This is a genomic window from Vibrio sp. DNB22_10_4 (assembly GCF_052879755.1).
The window spans coordinates 848716-867802 of the sequence record NZ_JBNNXW010000001.1; the positions used below are offsets into that span (position 1 = coordinate 848716).

Annotated in this window: 16 protein-coding genes; 6 read left to right on the top strand and 10 right to left on the bottom strand. The window is 44.6% G+C overall.

Annotated elements, in window-relative coordinates; translation table 11 throughout:
• The first annotated feature begins 63 nt into the window (after window positions 1-63).
• Window positions 64-1131, top strand: a complete 1068-nt coding sequence (locus ACVA6Q_RS03635; protein ID WP_446646556.1) for an ABC transporter substrate-binding protein — start codon at window positions 64-66, stop codon at window positions 1129-1131.
• 2 nt (window positions 1132-1133) lie between these two features.
• The gene (locus tag ACVA6Q_RS03640) at window positions 1134-3536 is read left to right on the top strand and encodes an EAL domain-containing protein (protein WP_446646557.1); all 2403 of its coding nucleotides are present in this window, start codon (window positions 1134-1136) and stop codon (window positions 3534-3536) included.
• 10 nt (window positions 3537-3546) lie between these two features.
• On the opposite strand, the gene ACVA6Q_RS03645 is transcribed toward ACVA6Q_RS03640, so the two are convergent.
• The 4 genes from ACVA6Q_RS03645 to tal form a co-directional block, all read right to left on the bottom strand.
• Window positions 3547-4491 (bottom strand): diguanylate cyclase domain-containing protein, encoded by a 945-nt coding sequence (locus ACVA6Q_RS03645; RefSeq protein WP_446646558.1) that lies wholly within the window; start codon window positions 4489-4491, stop codon window positions 3547-3549.
• A 118-nt stretch (window positions 4492-4609) separates the two neighbouring features.
• Window positions 4610-5110: a hypothetical protein gene (locus tag ACVA6Q_RS03650; RefSeq protein ID WP_446646559.1), complete on the bottom strand. Its 501-nt coding sequence runs from the start codon at window positions 5108-5110 to the stop codon at window positions 4610-4612.
• 195 nt (window positions 5111-5305) lie between these two features.
• Complete coding sequence (tkt, locus tag ACVA6Q_RS03655; RefSeq protein WP_446646560.1) at window positions 5306-7297, bottom strand: transketolase; 1992 nt, start codon at window positions 7295-7297, stop codon at window positions 5306-5308.
• 83 nt (window positions 7298-7380) lie between these two features.
• Window positions 7381-8331: a transaldolase gene (gene tal / locus ACVA6Q_RS03660; RefSeq protein ID WP_353499512.1), complete on the bottom strand. Its 951-nt coding sequence runs from the start codon at window positions 8329-8331 to the stop codon at window positions 7381-7383.
• Between the two features lie 439 nt (window positions 8332-8770).
• Between tal and ACVA6Q_RS03665 the strand changes: the two genes are divergently transcribed.
• Entirely contained in the window at window positions 8771-9769 is a 999-nt protein-coding gene (locus ACVA6Q_RS03665) for a sugar-binding transcriptional regulator (RefSeq protein WP_353499511.1), read from the top strand.
• On the opposite strand, the gene ACVA6Q_RS03670 is transcribed toward ACVA6Q_RS03665, so the two are convergent.
• Window positions 9766-10656 (bottom strand): LysR family transcriptional regulator, encoded by an 891-nt coding sequence (locus ACVA6Q_RS03670; RefSeq protein ID WP_446646561.1) that lies wholly within the window; start codon window positions 10654-10656, stop codon window positions 9766-9768. The two genes, ACVA6Q_RS03665 and ACVA6Q_RS03670, sit on opposite strands and share 4 nt — an antisense overlap.
• 105 nt (window positions 10657-10761) lie before the next feature.
• On the opposite strand from ACVA6Q_RS03670, the gene ACVA6Q_RS03675 reads away from it, so the two are divergent.
• Complete coding sequence (locus ACVA6Q_RS03675; RefSeq protein WP_446646562.1) at window positions 10762-11283, top strand: lactoylglutathione lyase family protein; 522 nt, start codon at window positions 10762-10764, stop codon at window positions 11281-11283.
• Window positions 11284-11372: 89 nt separating this feature from the next.
• Here the strand turns inward: ACVA6Q_RS03675 and ACVA6Q_RS03680 are convergent, their stop codons facing one another.
• From ACVA6Q_RS03680 to moeA, 4 genes are all read right to left on the bottom strand, one after another.
• Window positions 11373-12206 carry a sulfurtransferase gene (locus tag ACVA6Q_RS03680; protein WP_446646563.1) on the bottom strand — a complete coding sequence of 278 codons (834 nt, stop codon included), beginning with the start codon at window positions 12204-12206 and terminating at the stop codon, window positions 11373-11375.
• 104 nt (window positions 12207-12310) lie between these two features.
• The gene (locus ACVA6Q_RS03685) at window positions 12311-12619 is read right to left on the bottom strand and encodes a hypothetical protein (RefSeq protein ID WP_446646564.1); all 309 of its coding nucleotides are present in this window, start codon (window positions 12617-12619) and stop codon (window positions 12311-12313) included.
• Between the two features lie 32 nt (window positions 12620-12651).
• Window positions 12652-13401, bottom strand: a complete 750-nt coding sequence (gene moeB, locus ACVA6Q_RS03690) for a molybdopterin-synthase adenylyltransferase MoeB (protein WP_446646565.1) — start codon at window positions 13399-13401, stop codon at window positions 12652-12654.
• Window positions 13402-13410: 9 nt separating this feature from the next.
• Complete coding sequence (gene moeA, locus ACVA6Q_RS03695; protein ID WP_446647174.1) at window positions 13411-14646, bottom strand: molybdopterin molybdotransferase MoeA; 1236 nt, start codon at window positions 14644-14646, stop codon at window positions 13411-13413.
• A gap of 204 nt (window positions 14647-14850) precedes the next feature.
• On the opposite strand from moeA, the gene folE reads away from it, so the two are divergent.
• Both folE and ACVA6Q_RS03705 read left to right on the top strand, forming a co-directional pair.
• Complete coding sequence (gene folE, locus ACVA6Q_RS03700; protein WP_353499505.1) at window positions 14851-15504, top strand: GTP cyclohydrolase I FolE; 654 nt, start codon at window positions 14851-14853, stop codon at window positions 15502-15504.
• Window positions 15505-15700: 196 nt separating this feature from the next.
• Window positions 15701-17749, top strand: coding sequence for a response regulator (locus ACVA6Q_RS03705; protein ID WP_446646566.1), 2049 nt, complete (start codon window positions 15701-15703; stop codon window positions 17747-17749).
• 66 nt (window positions 17750-17815) lie between these two features.
• On the opposite strand, the gene cqsA is transcribed toward ACVA6Q_RS03705, so the two are convergent.
• Window positions 17816-18997 carry an alpha-hydroxyketone-type quorum-sensing autoinducer synthase gene (gene cqsA / locus ACVA6Q_RS03710; protein ID WP_446646567.1) on the bottom strand — a complete coding sequence of 394 codons (1182 nt, stop codon included), beginning with the start codon at window positions 18995-18997 and terminating at the stop codon, window positions 17816-17818.
• Between the last annotated feature and the right edge of the window lie 90 nt (window positions 18998-19087).

The following is a 19087-nucleotide window of genomic DNA, read 5'->3' on the forward strand; positions in this document are numbered from 1 at the left end:
GCTGTCGCATCGCTTTACCTAATCGCCTAGTCTATTGAATGAGGGAATATAAGAGGCGAGCGCATGAGGGAATTAAGCTCAAAATTTAGATATGCGTGGAGAATGCTGCTTGCAGCAGCATGCCTTACTGCGCCACTATATTCACACTATGTTCAGGCTCAACATAGCATCTACCTTTATAACTGGGAGGCGTTTCTGTCTCCCGTCGTCATCGATAAACTCAGAAATACCCATCAAACCGACTTAAAACAGATATATTTTTCAGATGAAGCTGTGCGGGATGAGTTGCTCCTCAGTGAGCGCGGAAAGACCATTGATCTCGTCATGGTAGAGAGCGTTCGGTTGCAACGCCTTGGGAAGTTGGGAGCAGTAAAGCCAATCAAAGCGTTGCGTGAAGAACTTGCCGATAGGTTTGACCCGAAATGGGTAGCTGCTTGCGGTGACTATGGTATCCCATACGCGTGGGGTACGAGCGGCATAGTTTTTCGTGGTGATGAAGGTATCGCGGTGACGTCATGGAGAGATTTGTTAGAACCTAGCGAAGCGCTTCGAGGGCGGGTTTCTATGTACTTTCATCCGGTTGACTTGATAGGCGCAGCACTGTTGGCAGCAGAGCTTGATCCTTTGTCGGAACGAGAACAAGATCTACAAGTCGCTCACAAAATGCTTGAAAAACAGCGTCCATACCTCAGCTCTACTGACTATATTTTAGATGCCATTGGTGATGAAAAAACGTTGAATTCTTTGGAGATCGCATTTGGTTTTTCCGGTGATCACCATGTATTAAATAGTACCCTAGATGAAAGCGAACCTAAGTGGCAGTATGTGCTCCCAAAAGAAGGAACGATTATATGGCTTGAATGTTTAGCGATACCAGAAGGTCAGCCCCTCAGCGATCAGACATTGCAAGTGATTAAGTATCTCACCGCACCAGAAATTGCAGCGCTAAACGCAAGAACTGCATGGTTTTCTACTCCCAACCGAAATGTGGAATATTTGCTTGGGGAACAGTATCTAAATGATAAAGCAATAAACCCGGATCTTGAATTAATCAGCAACAGTTATTTGTATCGACCGTTGAGTGATAGAGCGCAGTTACTGAGACAGCGAATTGTCGAAGATTTGAGGTGACGATGAGATTACTTCAAAGGTTGCATGTTGTTTTAGTTCCGATCCTGCTCATGGTAACAGTAACCGCAGGAACCGCGCTCTATTTTTGGCAGCTGTCGGAATTTAAAAATCTTGAGCAAAAAAAATGGAGTACCAAACTGACCAACAGTTTGAATGCGGCTAACTTTGAACGAAGTGGTATTGAAGCACTAGGGTATGAAGTTTCGGGAAGTATTCAGTTTATCAACTACCTGCAAAGCTTAGGAGAATCCAGTCAACGACTCTTTTTGGAAAATCATATTCGTTATGTGCTTCGTCAGGAGAGGGGGGTTGAGTTAGGCGGAGTCGCAGTTTATGTGATTGATCCATCATTCGAACTGACAACGAGCTCAGAGTCGCCAGATCCATTTGGGCCTCTTGTGTTACCTAATGATGTTTATCAGCCCGTTTTTGATGCTTATGTCCATGTATCGACGGGGGATCTGTTTTACAAACAAGGCTCCGCTTATCGCTCAATAGCCGGTGAAATCCGTTACCTTAGCATTAGTGCACATCACCCTAAATTATTGCCTGATGACAAACAAGCTATGAGTAGAACTGACCGCGCTCTGCTTGTGGTTGATGGCCCTTTGAGTCAACTGAACTTATTACTTGCAGAAATAAACAAACTTCCCTCCATTAGTATCGAGTTCAATCAGCTCAGTTCGGAGCTAAGCCCTGCAGAACCAATCACCACTAAAATAATGGAACGAGAGTACATTGACGGTACGCTAATCAATGTGAGGGGACTTGGGCTGTCGATGTCGTTAACAATTCTCGACGAACACTATGCTCCAATAGAGTCGCAGTTGGCAGTTCAGTTGACGCTCTATATGTTAGTCATCCTAATTGTTATGTTGTTTCTAATTCACTGGGTAGTTCGAAGTAATATCATTGGACCTATTAATTCGTTACTCAACGATATTCGTCGTGGGGGGCTAGAGCTTCGTTACTTTAAACGCGCCAAAGGTGATGATGAGGTGTCTACGTTGAAAAACGCTTACATAGACAGTCTAAGCAAAGTAAAGTTTGAAGCTGAGTTTGATAGCCTCACCACACTCGCGAATCGTCGTTCGTTTATCCGCTTCATCGAGCAGCGTGTTGATAGTCATTGTAATGAGCAAACCTATGTCGTCGCATGGGATATTGTTGACTTTAGGCGGCTCAATGATCTTCATGGGCAAGATTCTGGAGACAAGTTACTACAAAAAATAGCAAGTGAAATCGGACAGTTAATTTGTAGTCACCAATCAAAAGTTGGCGCAAGCTTCAGTGATTACTCTACCAGTCGGTTTGCGAGCAATACTTTTTGTGCGCTCATTAATGCGAGCGATGACAATGAAGCGTGTGATTTTATGAAACATGCTGAGCAGAGACTTCATCTAGCATCTACGTTCGGAGATATGGGCTTTAATCTGCACCTTGCGATGGCAATTTCTCCCTTGTGCAATCAGGAACAAAGTTATCTTTGGCAAAAGGGTTTGGAAGCAGCACTGAACAAAGCGAAACGGATTAAAAACCAACGATGCTTGGTATTGTTTGATCAAACGTTGATGACAGAGCTACTAAGAAAAGACGAAATTGAGCAAGTACTATTCACTTGCAGTAAGCAGGGTGATTTTGAACTTTTATTTATGCCACTAATCGATGCGAAAAGTTATACCGTTGCGAGTATTGAAGTATTGGTGCGTTGTCCCGCATTACAGGTGATGGGTATCGGGCCAGAAGAATTTATCCCTGCGGCCGAACGCGCAAACCTTATCGGTGATATTGATGCTTGGGTGATTCAAACTGCCCTCGCTGCTCTCAATGATTTGAAGCAGCATACGGGTTACACTGGTGCAATTTCTATCAATATCTCAGGTCTAGAGCTATACAACAATCAATTTGTCGAGCAATTATGTGGTGCGTGCTCTCAACATGGAATCAGCCATGATCGAGTGATATTGGAGATCACTGAGACCAGCTATGTAGAGAGTACCAAAGATACTATTGCCATCATTCTATGCTTACGTGATCTGGGGTTCAAAGTTTCCTTGGATGACTTTGGTACCGGCTATACTGCAATTCAGCAATTACTTAACTATCCCGTTGATGAACTTAAAGTGGACAAGAGTTTTGTTGACCACATAGGGAGCGATGGCAACAAAGAAAGAATGCTTAACTCTATCATTTCACTTGGGCATAGCTGCAACGCGAGGGTGGTTGGGGAGGGAGTAGAGTCTGCTTATCAGTGCCGCTATCTTACCGACATAGGGTGCGACTACCTCCAAGGTTACTGGTTTAGTGAACCTCTTACTTTTGAAGACTTTTGTGTGTTCTATACTCAGCATTTGGGTTCAGAGCTGAAGTCAAAAGTGTCAGATCTTACCGTGATAAAACGCTAAACAGATTAAATTAACTTGATGTAAATGCCACTCTTTTCGATAACTGAGTTAATTTCTCAACCAAGTTCTTGCGAAGCAAATAGGAATCCCGGCTCATAGTGACATCTAGTAGCAGTGTCATATCCGCAAGATTGATCGGTTGAGCAAGGGCGTTTTGAATATCATGCTCAACGTCTATAGTTATTGTTCCCTGTTCAGAATGACTTAAAACGATGAATTGAGAGCCGGTGTAGCGATAGAGTGACAAGGGTTCACCTATAGCGCTGCTAATTCGCTCTGCTGTCGTTTTAATGAGGAGATCGCCGTAATCAATTCCGTACTTATGATTGACTTCCGGGAGGTTGAGCAGCCGAATCGACAGCAGATGGTATTTAGTTTCAATGCTCGAAATTTTAATATCTTGGCTCAACGCGATTCTGTTGAGTGAGCAAGTCAGCGGATCTTTTCGTTGCAGTGTGAGGCGAAGTTTGGTGTCCACCCAGAAGATTGAAGCAGTGAGGACGAATAGGATAATCAGTGCCACAGTACTGGCTTTTTGTAGAATGAGGAGTCGTTTAATTTCAGTTTGGTTTTTTTGTGTTATCGGACTTTGTATTTGAAACTTTTCGTTGATGAAGTGAATCATCGCTTCAAAATTTAGCTCCACACGCTTTTGAAAAGCGGGCTGCAAATCAGGTTGCGATTCCATTAAAGTTAACGATTTTTCCAAGCCTTGAAAGTTTTCAAACTGAGATTCGAAAAACGTTTTATAGTTGGCTTGCTTAATAAATAAAGCCGATTCTTTGCTGTTCAATATGATATCGAAACGACTCCATGTGAGGTCGTAAGCGAGCCATAGATTCTGTTTATTTATGGGGGTTAGGTGAGTTTCAGTAATGAAGTTTGAATACTCTTTGACCAGTTGCAATATGAACCAAGTGGCTTCGTTTTTTCGGTTGGATAGATCTGAGTTCAATTGATTTATCCTATCGATGGTCATCACGTTGACCGCTAATACACCCGCTGTGAGCACAACGAGTATGGCTTTCACCACACTGATTGGAAATCGTTCAAAGCACTCGCTAGCTTTCATTTTAGTATCTGATTTCTTTCAATTGCCAAATCATCATCGCGTGATAATCGATATTGTCTATCTCAGAATGTTCTGAGAGAGGGAATATTACCCAAAATGGACCCTTATCTCTCACCGACATTCGCTTTCCATTTTTTCGATTGGCAACAATGGGTTGATAATCTTGGATATCTTGAAGTTTGATACTGACCTTGTAGTCGTTGTAAGCAATCAAGGTAATAACGTTGGGCAATGGAGTGTTTGAGGCTGCAAACAAAGCTTCAAAGGTGACGCCAGTGAAAGCATTTTCACCTTCAAGCCATGGAAGCTCGGTGTTGATTGTTGTTTGTGGTAACTCAGAAAGTTCTTTCTCTGAGAAGCTAATAACGGTTGCTCCACCGTTTTTAACTGCTAATTCGCTAGCGTTAGTAGAAGGGGAGGCTATCAGCAGCAAGTTGATCAATAAAAATAGAAGCCATGGTCGCTGCACGGATGGTTCGGTGTTCCATTTAAGTGTAGACATAACTGAAAATCCTTTTCGTACCCTACTTTTAGTCTAGAAATGGTGAGTTAACGATCAAGTTATTTGGTGTCCAATAAATGAGAAGTCGATAGATTACAAACCTGCAGTCAGTGAATGTGGATGATATGAATAAAAAAGCCCCCAATGGTTGCAATGCAACCATTGGGGGCTAGTCAGTCTTGCGGAGTGACTACATTACTTTAGAAGTGTTTTCGCAGTGCTCACGACATTTTCTGTAGTGAAGCCAAACATCTTAAATAGCTCACCTGCAGGCGCAGACTCACCAAAGGTAGTCATACCAACGATCTTGCCACCAAAGCCAACGTACTTGTACCAGAAATCGGCAATACCCGCTTCAATTGCAACACGTGCAGTCACGCTCGAAGGCAGTACAGACTCGCGGTATGTTTCGTCTTGCTTGTCGAACAAATCCGTTGCTGGCATAGAGACCACGCGTACTTTCTTGCCTTCTGCAGAAAGCTCAGCTGCCGCGTTAACCGCTAGCTCAACCTCAGAACCTGTTGCGATCAGAATTAGTTCAGGCGTCCCTTCACAATCTTTCAGCACGTAAGCACCTTTTGCGATGTCAGCCACTTGCTGTGCGTCACGCTCTTGTTGCGCTAGGTTTTGGCGAGAGAAAATAAGCGACGTAGGACCGTCTTTACGCTCAATTGCAAATTTCCATGCTACTGCTGACTCAACTTGGTCACATGGACGCCATGTGCTCATGTTTGGCGTTAGGCGAAGTGATGCGATTTGCTCAACAGGTTGGTGCGTTGGACCATCTTCACCCAGACCGATAGAGTCGTGAGTGTAAACCTGGATGTTTTGCACTTTCATTAGCGCAGCCATACGCATTGCATTACGCGCATATTCCATGAACATTAGGAAGGTTGCACCGTAAGGTACAAAGCCACCGTGCAACGCAATACCGTTCATGATAGCCGTCATACCGAACTCACGAACACCGTAGTGGATGTAGTTACCAGATGCGTCTTCAGCAGTGAGAGACTTAGAACCAGACCACATGGTTAGGTTAGACGGAGCAAGGTCAGCAGAGCCACCAAGGAACTCAGGCAGCATTGCGCCAAACGCTTCTAGTGCGTTTTGAGACGCTTTACGAGATGCAATGTTCGCAGGGTTTGCTTGAAGGTCAGCAATGATTTGTGTTGCTTTTTCGTCCCACTCAGCGGGTAGTTCGCCATTTACACGGCGTTTGAATTCAGATGCCAACTCTGGGTAGGCTGCTTCATACGCTGCAAATTTCTCGTTCCACGCAGCTTCTTTAGTTGCGCCCGCTTCTTTCGCATCCCACTGCGCATAGATGTCCGTTGGAATTTCAAAAGGACCGTACTCCCAGCCAAGCTCTTTACGTGTTGCTGCAATTTCGTCAGCGCCCAGCGGTGCACCGTGACAGTCGTGTGAACCTGATTTGTTTGGTGAACCAAAACCGATGATGGTTTTTGTACAGATAAGAGTAGGGCGTGGATCTGCTTTAGCAGCTTCAATCGCTGCATTGATAGCATCAGAATCGTGACCATCTACTGCTGGAATAACATGCCAGCCGTATGCTTCAAAACGTTTAGGTGTATCGTCTGAGAACCAACCTTCCACTTCACCATCGATAGAGATGCCGTTGTCATCCCAGAACGCGATGAGCTTGCCAAGGCCTAGTGTACCGGCAAGAGAACATGCTTCGTGAGAGATCCCTTCCATCAAACAGCCATCACCCATGAATGCATAGGTATAGTGGTCGACGATGTCGTGGCCGTCTTTGTTGAACTGAGCCGCTAGTGTTTTCTCAGCCAGAGCCATACCTACAGCGTTTGTGATGCCTTGACCAAGAGGGCCGGTCGTTGTTTCGATACCAGGTGCGTAACCGTATTCTGGGTGACCCGGTGTTTTCGAGTGCAGCTGACGGAAGTTCTTTAGCTCTTCGATCGGTAGTGCATAGCCTGTCAGATGAAGCAACGAGTAGATCAGCATAGAACCATGGCCGTTTGAAAGCACGAAACGGTCGCGGTCAGCCCACTCTGGGTTTGATGGGTTATGGTTTAGGTGTGAACGCCAAAGTACTTCAGCGATGTCAGCCATGCCCATAGGCGCGCCAGGGTGACCAGAGTTAGCTTGTTGAACGCCGTCCATGCTTAGAGCACGGATAGCATTAGCGAGATGTTTACGATCCATAATACATTCCGAAAAAAATTGATTATAAAGAGAGAAAATTGAAGAGGGGAACGCAAACGTTCCCCTCTAGAAAATGATGTGGATTAAAGCTTAGCTTCAATCATCGCCTCAAGTTTTCCTTGGTCGATAGCGAAGTTACGGATGCCTTCTGCTAGCTTCTCTACCGCCATTGGGTCTTGGTTGTGCTCCCATAGGAACTCAGCGTGAGTCATTGCAGCAGGACGCTCTTTTGAGCCTTTAGAGTCGACAAGCTTCTCTACTACTTCGCCTTGTGCTTCTTCTAGCTCAGCAAGCAGTTGTGGGCTGATAGTAAGACGGTCACAACCAGCAAGCTCTAGGATTTCACCTGTGTTACGGAAGCTCGCACCCATTACTACAGTGTTGTAGCCATGGTCTTTGTAGTAGTTGTAGATACCCGCTACAGAGATCACGCCTGGATCTTCTGATGCTTCGAAGTCACGACCTTCTTTCGCTTTATACCAGTCCATGATGCGGCCAACGAAAGGAGAGATAAGGAAAACGCCAGCTTCAGCACATGCACGAGCTTGAGCAAATGAGAATAGAAGCGTTAGGTTACAGTTGATGCCTTCTTTTTCCAAGATCTCTGCAGCGCGGATGCCTTCCCAAGTAGAAGCCAACTTGATAAGGATGCGGTCGTTTGCGATACCTGCATCGTTGTACATTTTCATTAGCTGACGTGCTTTCGCTACGCTGCCTTCCATATCGTAAGAAAGACGAGCATCAACTTCCGTTGAGATACGACCTGGGATAGTTTTAAGAATTTCTTTACCGATGTTAACCGCTAGCATGTCGCAAGTGTCTTGTACTTGCTGTGCTTTGTTGTCGCTTTGAGATTTCGCGTACTCGATAGCTTGGTCGATAAGAGGTGCGTATTCTTCAATCTGCGCCGCTTTTAAAATCAGAGAAGGGTTTGTCGTTGCGTCTTGTGGTTGGTACTTGCGAATCGCTTCGATATCGCCAGTGTCTGCAACAACAGTAGTTAGTTTGCGAAGTTGCTCTAATTTATTGCTCATCGGTTCGTTCCTATTCTAGAGGGCAGAGAATTTGAGACTTAGCCTCGAAATACAAATGTTAAACAGCGGTTCAAAGATTCACTTAATCCCCAACACCGCTAAAAGACTGCTTGGTCACGAGGGTCTACAATTGCCTGAACATTTGCATCACTCGTGAGTAAATGTTGAAGTCATATTTACCCTATGCACGATTAAAGTCAACCAAATACTAGTACAAAATTTGTTATTACTAGCGTTATTTTCGGTTTTTGCAGGTTCGCACAAATTTGTGGAGCAAAGATAATAAACGTAAGGGCTCTGGCTTAGTGTGAGTGGCGAAAAAATCCGCTGAGAAATTGTAATGAAGGTGAGCGAATGATATGGTGTCAATATGTCTGAGCATATGATTGAGCCATGAGCCAATGCTCATTTTTATAAAATCCTTGTGGTGTATGCATCGATGAAGAATGACAACAACGAAACCAGCAATGACTTACTGACCGAAATTGCGGTGGCCTACTATCAAGACGGGGCGACACAAGAGGAGATATCGAAGAAGTTTGGTGTTTCTCGTGCAAAGATTGGCCGTCTACTTAAACAGGCTAGGGATGAAGGTATCGTTGAAATCACGGTTAAGTATCACCCGGTCTACAGTGCCAAGATTGAACAGCGACTCATTGAACGTTTTGGTGTTAAACGCGCACTGATTGCCCTCGACCAACCGGATGAAGAGTCGCAGCGCATGCAAGTGGGGGGCTTAGTCTCTAACTATTTGGCTCAAACCCTTCGAGGCGGCACGGTTGTCACGGTAGGGCAAGGCCGAAATGTGTCGGCGGTTGCTCATCATATGGGTGTTATCGCACCACGCGATTGTAAATTTGTATGTGGTATCGGTGGCATCCACCCGAGAGGCGGGCGCTTCAACGCAGACCATATCTGCCGTCAATTAGCAAAAAAGTATGGCGGTAGTTCCGAGACGCTTTATGCGCCCGCTTATGCCGAAAACCGCGATCAGAAAATGGCCTTTATGCAGAACGCTACTGTAAAGCAGACGCTAGACTTAGCTCGCAAAGCGGATGTGGCTGTGGTTGGTGTCGGCGACATGAGCGAAAATAGTTACATGGTGGATTTAGGTTGGTTCACGACTGACGAAGTGGTTCAGTCTCGTTTGAATCAGGGCGTTGTTGGTGATTTCGCTGGCTATGATTTTTTCGATATTCAAGGAAGAGCGGCCAACACTGTAATGAGTGACCGCGTAATCGGATTAGGGCTTGAAGAGTTTCGCCGGATTTCAGAAGTGATTGCGATTGCGTCTGAAAACAGTAAGCCAATGGCACTGCTTGGTGCGCTGCGCACAGGTGTCGTCGATGTTGTTGCAACAAGCGTAAGCAACGCACTGACAGTACTTAACCTTGATGAACAGATGCTAAGCCTGCCAGACAGCCCGCAACAGGATTAGGAAAACTCCGTCTCTTTAATGACATCAAGCAGAAATGAATATCGCGCGGCTAGCCGTTTACGTTTCTTCTGCACAAAGTATAGGGGCTCACTCACGAGCTCCACTGTCTGCCAGACATCCACCTTATCGTTATACTCTGAATACTCGATAGCGACCTTGGGCAATACGGTGACGCCAATTCCCATTGCGACAGGTTGCAAGATCTGACTGTGCTGATTGATATAGCTAACTTTTCGATAATCTTGCCATTCGGCACCTTCTAATTCTGCAAGTCCACTTTGATCAATTAACTTTTGCAAATAGTACTGAGCATCTGGGTGGTCGATAACACCCAGCTGCTCTAATGCCTCTCGTGGGCTGAACTTCGAGACTGAAGACTTTGAGCCAATCAGACACAATTCCAGTTTTCCTAAGTGCTCTGCGGATAGATCCGGGTGCTGTGGTACAGCAGTAACAATGCCAGAGTCTATGCTGCCATTGGCGACACTTTCTATGACGCGTCGATTAGGAGCGGCTTCGATGTTCACTCTTAAGCCTGGGTATTGAGTCTGAAGGTGAAGAAGTTTTGGATAAAGCGCCGTGCTTATCGCGCCAGATGCCGAAAAACTGAGGCTGCCAGATTCAGGATCATCGTATTTGAGCTTTTCCAGTAATGAAACTTCTCGCTTGGCCAGTTCACACGCATAGTCGTACACCAGCCTACCTTGCTCGGTCAGCTCAAAAGTTTTTCCTTCCCGAGTGATCAACTCAGCTTTTAGGCTAGTTTCAAGCTTTTTGATGTGCTGGCTAACACCAGGTTGAGTCATAAACAGCTTTTCAGCCGTTTGGGTAAAGTGACCAATCTCTACTAGAGTTTTAAATGTGTTAAGCCAAGTTGTGTTAATCATACACTCTACATTTGATAACAAATCCTTATTACTTGAAGAGTATATGATAAATAACGACGAATCCATCAGAAGTATCTTATTCTCAGCGAGAGAGGGACACCAATCATGACGTCACCCAATACCAACCACACTTATCCACGTACTTTTAGTCACATTGGAATATCGGTTCCCGATTTGGAAGCTGCCGTGAAGTTTTATACCGAAGTTTTGGGCTGGTACTTAATTATGCCCCCAACCGATGTCACCGAAGACGACTCCGCCATAGGCGTTATGTGTACCGACGTATTTGGCGAAGGGTGGAACCATTTTCGCATCGCACACATGTCGACGGGCGATCGCATTGGGGTCGAACTGTTCCAATTTGATAATCAAGAAAATCCAGAGGATAACTTTGAATACTGGAAGACAGGCGTTTTCCACTTCTGCGTACAGGATCCCGATGTAGAAGGGCTAGCAGACAAAATCGTAGCAGCTGGAGGCAAACGAAGAATGAAAGAGCCGCGTTATTACTATCCAGGAGAGAAGCCTTATCGAATGATCTATATGGAAGACCCGTTTGGCAATATCCTCGAAATCTATTCGCACAGTTATGAGTTGCATTATTCTAGTGGTGCGTACACTGGCTGATTGAGCATCAACATTTGATGTATGTAGTAAAGGAAAGCGCCGCCTATGAAGGGCGGCGCTGCAGCAATCATTGCTCCTAAGAACGGCAATTATACTTCCAACGGTAAGTCGGTTCTTTGTCCCCATTCAGTCCATGAACCATCATAGACGGACAAGTTGGTGTAGCCACAAACATAAGCCCCAAGAGCTAGAATGCATGCTGTTACGCCTGAGCCACAACTGAACACTAAATGCTCGCGTTTGCTGCCACTGATGGATGCAAACAGAGGTGCTAGCTCTTCCTGAGGCTTTAGTGTACCGCCTTCCATAAGCTCGGCAAATGGCAAACAGACGGCACTAGGAATGTGGCCGCTGCGCACGCCCTCTCTAGGTTCGGGGGTTTCTCCCTTAAAACGAGCCAAAGAGCGAGCATCGACGATGCGAGCATTGCGCTTTTGCGCGTGGTCTAATACTTGCTCTGCCGATAAAAAATAGTGGCTGTCGAGTGATTGATACAGCTCAGCAGGCTGTGGTTTTGAATAGTCACTATCCACTTCGTACCCAGACTCTTTCCATGCCGGAAGGCCGCCAGAAAGAACGTACACCTTCTCAATACCTAATGACTTTAACATCCACCAAGCACGTGGTGATGCAAACGTCCCAGAGTTGTCATACACGACGATGGTGCTAGAGGACTGTATGCCTAGATCAGACGCAAGAGCATTAAAACGCTCAGCCGTTGGCATCATGTGTGGGAGCGTGGCGTCTGGGTCGCAAAATACCGTATCATAGTCAAAGCGCTGTGCCCCTGGTATCACGCCGCTTTTGTCTTTTTGCTGCTCTAGAGGAATTTGAAATTCAATACTAGCATCAAGAATGATGGTGTTAGGGTTGGCGACAAGTTGTGAGTGAAGCCATTGGGGAGAGACGAGAGTGTTGGTCATAAGCCACTTCCTTATTATTGTTTTAATCCTTGTTTTTAGGATGCAGGCTAATCGCGGCGATGTCTATACCCGCTTTCTTGGTACAAACTGAAGTGTGAACATGGTCAGCGTGGCAAGCACTGCTCAAGTTGGTAGGTGTTGGTCTTACCCAAAGAAGAAGAGGTAACGTTGAGCTCGACTTGTGAGCCGATAGGGCATAAGGAGTTTTGATTGGTAACCAATCTTGTTGTTGAGCCATCGGCGAGCTTGACCACCATATAGTGACGATTGCCATCAAGAGATTGAGTAAGAACATGGTTTTGTACAGTTGCAGTGACTGTGCCGTCGATAGCAGGGCTGGTTACCTTAAGTAACACCAACAAGAGGCTCACGCCAGCAAGAAGAAGGATAAACGCGATGGCGAATGGTTTCATGCGATGTACTCCTTTGTTGGTGTCGAATAGAATCAGCTACAAACAGGGCATTGTTTAGATTTAGGTAGTCCCATTTCGCGCCAGCTTAATGTGAGCCCATCAAATAGCATCAACTTAGCGACTTTCGGTGTCCCATAGTTGGCAATGACCTTGATGGCTTCCAGTGCTTGGGTTGCACCAATGATCCCGACAATAGGCGACATCACACCTGCTTCAACACAGCTTAGGCTGGTTTCTCCAAACAACGCGCTCAAGCAGCAATAGCACGGTTGAGTGCTGTCTTGATAGGTAAAGACAGAAATTTGTCCTTCCATACGAATTGCCGCGCCGCACACCAAAGGAATTTTATGTCGATAACACAGACGATTAAGTTGGTTGCGTGTTTCCACGTTGTCCGTCGCGTCTAGCACAAGCGTATGTTTGATGATTTGCGCTTCAAGCTCGTCATCCCTCAAACGCTTATCAAAGGTGTGAACGATGAGATGAGGGTTGAGCTGCTCCAATGCTTGCCTTGCTGAGTCCACTTTCTTCAGTCCAATGCCTGCGTCATGATGCAGTACTTGGCGCTGCAAGTTTGATAGCTCGACCACATCATCATCTACCAAGGTCAAAGCGCCAACGCCCGCAGCAGCAAGATATTGACTGGCAGCACAGCCGAGGCCGCCAGCACCGATGATAAGGATAGAAGATTGCTTGAGCGCTTCTTGGCCGTCAAAATCAAAGTTTTTCAGAATGATTTGACGGTTGTAGCGAAGCATCTCTTCATCAGAAAGAATATCCAAAATCACCTCTTAGAACAGTGTTGGATTGAATAATTGGATTTGTACAGTCTCACCAATTTCTACTGAGCCGCGCTCACGTTCCAGTACGACAAAGCAGTTGGCTAAGCTCATTGAGCGGAATGCACCAGAGCTTTGATTACCGGTCGTTTCCACAACAAACTGACCATTTTCAATACGATAGATACCACGCTGATAATCGGTGCGCCCCGGCGCTTTCTTGAATGCGCTACGAGTGATAGCTGGGATAGATTCCGGCGCTTTCCATTCGCTGTTACCACCCAACTTAGCCAGCAGAGGCTGAACCAAAACATACATGGTAAGTACAGCTGATACAGGATTACCAGGAAGGCCACAGAACCATGCAGTATCAAGTTCGCCAAACGCAAAAGGTTTGCCTGGCTTTATCGCAAGCTTCCAAAAACCTATTTGTCCAAGCTCTTCGAGAATATCTTTGGTGTAGTCTGCTTCACCAACGCTTACGCCGCCTGAGGTGATCACCACATCAGCCATTTGTTGTGCGTTTTCAAAGGTTGCTTTTAATGTCTCTTGGCAGTCAGGGATAATGCCTAGATCAATGGCTTCGCAGCCAAAGTTTTCAATCAGTGGTTTAATACCATAGCGGTTGCTGTCATAGATTTGACCAGGCTCTAGCTCGCTACCGAGTGGTTTGAGTTCATCACCCGTGGAGAAAAATGCTACCTTCGGTTTACGATAAACGCTGATGTGACTGATGCCAAGTGTCGCAATCATTGGGATATCACGCGCAGTTAGGCGAGCACCTTTGTTCAAAACCACATCATTAGCACGAATATCATCACCAGTAGGGCGGATGTTCATGTTGGTTTTGATGTTTGGCTGATCAAAGGTGATGAGGTCACCGTCAGTGGTGGTATTTTCTTGCATAATCACCGCGTCACAGCCTGATGGGATCTGAGCGCCAGTCATAATACGAATGGTGGTTTGTGCTGGCCATTCGCCTTCAAAAGGCGCGCCAGCAAATGATTTTCCTACCATTTTCATGTTGGTCGATTGCTCGAAATCACTAAGGCGAATGGCATAACCATCCATCGCTGAGTTATCAAATGGTGGAACATTAATTGGAGAGAGAATGTCTTCTGCCAATACGTACCCTAGCGCTTCAGCGAGTGGCAATGTAATGGTATCGATAATTGGCGTGATTGGTGTGAGCATTTTATTCAATGCTTCTTCTATAGGCATCAAGCCCGGTGCGTCGCAGCAACCCATAAGATAAGTCATCCTAATTGAATCTTTAAAACCTATCGACTGTAACACATTTTTGCCAGCGAATGGCTTATCCCTTTGGATAAAAGCGACTATTTGAACCACAAATCATTGCAGTTACAAAGCAATACGGAATTTGTGGGTGTAATTAATATTAAATCCGAGTATCCTTGTCTGCCCTTACGGGAGTTAGTGCGAGGATGTAAGATGTCAGGTTTAAGTGAATCAGCAAAATTGGTGAAAGCAGCGTTATCAGAGCGCGGTTTGGAAACACCAATGTTGCCAAATGAAGTGTCGAGAGAAGAAAAGAAAGAACGTATTGAACACCATATGCGTGAGATCTTAACTCTCCTTCAGTTGGATCTCGCCGATGACAGCTTGATGGAAACGCCGCACCGCATCGCAAAGATGTATGTGGACGAAATCTTCTCTGGCCTTGATTACCAGAACTTCCCAAAAATCACCGTCATCGAAAACAAAATGGATGTCAGTGAAATGGTGCGTGTTAAAGACATCACGGTGACCAGCACTTGTGAACATCACTTAGTGACCATCGATGGTAAAGCAGCAGTGGCGTATATTCCACGTGGTAAAATCATCGGCCTATCGAAGATCAACCGCATTGTCAGATTTTTCGCTCAGCGCCCACAAGTGCAAGAGCGCATGACACAACAAATTTTAGTTGCTCTGCAGACACTGCTCGAAACAGACGATGTCGCAGTGACTATGGACGCCGTTCACTACTGCGTGAAGTCACGCGGTGTGATGGATGCGACCAGTGAGACAACAACAACCGCTTTGGGTGGAATTTTCAAGTCTAACCCTGCAACGCGCCATGAATTTTTGCATGGTTTGCGCTAAATCTCTCGAATGTAAATAAAATGCTAATAACGCCCTCTAAATTAAGAGGGCGTTATTGTATTTGTCACTGCTTTTCGTTCATACTATTGATTATCTAAAGGATTTGCTAATAAATTAGCTAGTTAGGCCTCAGGCGCACCACAAAGCTAGAATAAAACGTCGTGGCAAACTGTTCTTATAGTTGGGCTAGGTTAAAATGAACAGAATTCAAAAAATCTATAGTTATGCTGAGCCGAATACGACTTTGGTAGTTGTTATGGGTGGGCTTGGTTACCCCTTTTACTTCTGGGTATGGGATACGCTATACCCGCAGCCGTATGAAAACTTGTGGTTGAGGTTAGTTTGCTCACTGTTGGTCTTCGTGTTGGCTTTCCGTGGTGTGATGAGCAGTCGGCTTAAAAAGTTGGTTCCTTATTACTATCTAATATCAATCGGTTTTTGCTTGCCGTTTTTCTTTTCTTACATGATGTTTATGAACGGATGGAATGATGTCTGGGTATTATCCTTTATGTCATCTATTTTCCTTCATATTCTTTTGGTGTATGACACTCGTGTTATGATGTTGCAAGCGCTTTTATGTGTACTTTTTGCAGCTCTTCTAGCACATTTTAACTTACCAAACGGGATCGAAGTTTTTGAGCATTTAGTCTATTTTCCGATTTTTGGCTTTACTTATTTGTTTGGCAATTTGTTCTATTTTAGAAACCAGACTGAACATGAAGCCAAGTTTACCGTCGCAAGGTCTTTTGGTGCTGGCATTGCGCATGAAATGAGAAACCCATTGAGTGCATTGTTATCATCTTTTGAGGTTATTAAGAGTATCATACCAAGCGGAAATTCTTCTTATAGAAATACATTTCAATTGAACGCCCAAGAAATTCAAATACTCAACGATATTATTGATGACTCGATGAAAGCAATCTGGACGGGCAACGAGACCATCGACTTGTTGTTGACTTCAATAGACCAGAACAGAGTCTCGACCTCTACATTTTGTAAGCTAAATGCGAAGACAATTGTCGAGAATGCGGTAGATAGCTTTAGTTACAAAAATGCGGCGGATAAAAGGTTGGTTTTCTTTGATATTAGAGAGGACTTTAATTATTTTGGAAGTGATACACTTTTAAAGTATGTGGTTTACAACCTGCTAAAAAACTCGTTTAGACATAGAGGTGTAGGTAAGTTCAATATAGTGATCAGTTCAAAAGTCACAGATGATGGACACAGTGTTTTGTTTAGAGATACTGGTGTTGGGATCGAACCTGAACTTATAAAGAACATTTTTGACGACTTTTATACTACAGGTAAAAATGGCACGTTCGGTTTAGGGTTATCGTTTTGTAAAAAAGTGATGCGCTCGTTTGGTGGGTCTATTGTATGTCGCTCTAAAGTAGGTGAATGGACTGAATTTGAACTGTTTTTCCCAAATTATTCTTCACCTGCTGTGAGCAGCATTAAAACAGAGCTTATTAAAGCTAAAACGGTACTGTTTATCGGTGAAGAGACATCTGATGTCGCCATTGAGTTGGAACGATTGAAGTATACGAATGAAATGGATGTTGAAGTTGTCAGTCTACAAGATGCATGTAATCGAGATGAGCATCACTTTGAGTACAGCTTGATCCTAATCGACGGTGAGTTCAGTCGCAGCGGTTGGTCATTAATGTCTAGGCTAGAGGGTAAGTTGGGGTTCACAGAGGCTAGAATTGTATTTCTCAACGAAGAGGGGAATACGAGAAACCTTTACTTTCAGAGGTATGTAAATATTGTACTTAAGGCTCGAGAAGACTTTATTCGAAGACCTATAGAGACATTGGATTTTTTACTATTTGACTCATTGGAAACTGAAGAATCTAAGCCAGCATATAATGAAATATCCACTAAAAAAACCGTAATGATAGTCGATGATAATCACTCATTGCGTTCGATTACGAGTATTGTGCTGGAGAAGCAAGGCTTGCACGTCATCCAAGCAGAAAATGGCCAGGTTGCCCTTCAAGTGTTGGATCAAGAGGATGTGCATTTAATACTGATGGATGTAGAAATGCCAGTCTTGGATGGTTTGTCTGCGACTAGGAAAATTAGAGAATCCAACATGCCATATTCGTCGATACCTATTGTAGGCTACACAGGTGATAAAAGTGATGAAACTGTGGTACAGATAAACCAAAGTGGTATGAACGATTATATCGTCAAACCTACACCGAAGGATGAGTTAATCGATAAAGTTGCAACTTGGTTATAATCGAACTCTGTCAACTATATCCTCAAAGTTAAAGGTGCGCCTACAAACCTGTAGGCGCATTCCATATTAATCGAAGTTCAAATCATCATTGTTCCAAGCTAATCGGCATACCTCGATCACTCTATCGAGATCCTGCTTGGTATGCTTAGCATTTATTGAAAGACGAAGTATATGTTTATTATTAGGTGTGGCTGGTGGTGCAAAGACTGAACCAAACACTCCGTTCTCTTCGAAGAAGTTTCTCACTTTGATTGTATTCTCAACCTCTCCAGTTTCTAGGCCTATAATTTGAGAGTTACTTTGAATATCAAATCCAATTGTACGCAATTGCTTATTTAGATACTCAGCGTTCTCCGTGAGTGACATTCTCCTTTTTTCAGAGCTGACAATCACATCATGCGTCTTGCTGAGCCGTGCTAGCTCGTACGGTAGCATGGTAGAGCTAAAGATGGCAGGGAAGGCAACCATTGGGACGCAGTAGTTTGTTTTTTCATTTGCCAAGATCACCCCTGCGCGATAAGCATATGTTTTTGCAAGACTAGCTGTAATGTAGTCGACATGTTCTGTAAGCCCTAGCTCTGCTACAAGTCCGGCTCCTCTTGGTCCATGAGTACCAAGTGAGTGAGACTCATCAACGACCAAAGCACAGTCGTATTCGTAAGCGAGCGATACTAAGTCAACGAGTGGTGCAACAGTACCCACAGTGCTGTATATCGAGTCGACAAGAATGATGCCGCTGCCATTTCTAGATATCTGACGTTTAAGGTGCTTGATGTTGTTGTGCATAAACATGTGCACGTTTGCGCCGGCAATACGGGCGCCCTCCCACAAAGAAGCGTGAGCAAAAAAGTCGACGTAAACATTAGTGTCTTTTTCACAAATCGCTTGTAGCAAATTCACGTTTGCCGTCCAGCCGGACTGAGTCACTAAACAGCTTTCGAAGCCAACATGGCGAGCGAGCTTCGATTCAAAGTCGCTTTCTTTTTCTGCTCCAAGTAGGTAAACACCAGACATCAGGAGGCTTTCGTTCGTTTCGCGGATCCCTTGAATATGAGCTTGTTGGATTTCAGAGTGATCGTGCAGGCAAAGGTAGTCGTTAGTTTGCATCACAACATCGGTCGCAGAAGGGCGACCACCACAAACAACAGGATGGTTTTCAGAATTTGAACTTATCCTATCTGCAATAAAGTGCTCATGCTTTTGTGTAATAAAACTTGGGAGAGTCTTTTTGATCTTTGTTAAGTGCATAGCAATTATTCTCTATGTAAATGGAATCATATGTCGGCCGATGCATTTATTTATTGCCGACTAGAGAATAACTGTCACTATTGAATATTT